This window comes from Metabacillus sp. 84 (assembly GCF_050107715.1).
GTDB lineage: Bacteria > Bacillota > Bacilli > Bacillales > Bacillaceae > Metabacillus_B.
Map to the genome: position 1 here is coordinate 1 of NZ_JBNILN010000035.1, position 294 is coordinate 294.

Below are 294 nucleotides of genomic sequence, written 5' to 3' on the forward strand. Positions count from 1 at the left end.
TCAGCGAAGCTTTTTCCGTTCTGCCGGTATCTGCCACCAAAATGGTGCCATCACATTTGCTGGCCAGTATTTTCGCGTCTGTCACAGTAAGGATGGGCGGGGAATCAAAAATGACAACATCATATTTTGCTGTCATTTCTTTTATAAGAGAATCCATAACTTCCGATTCCAGAAGTTCTGCCGGATTCGAAGGGATTTGCCCGCACAGCAGCAAATCGAGCCCCATAACTCCGCTCTTTTTCACCGTTTCCTGCAACTTGCCCCGCTTCTGCAATAGATTCGACAACCCGGTTT

At 47.3% G+C, this 294-nt stretch carries 1 pseudogene; it reads right to left on the minus strand.

The window, feature by feature from the left end:
• Positions 1-256, minus strand: a pseudogene (locus ACQCV8_RS20195) (CpsD/CapB family tyrosine-protein kinase); the annotation flags it as partial.
• Between the last annotated feature and the right edge of the window lie 38 nt (positions 257-294).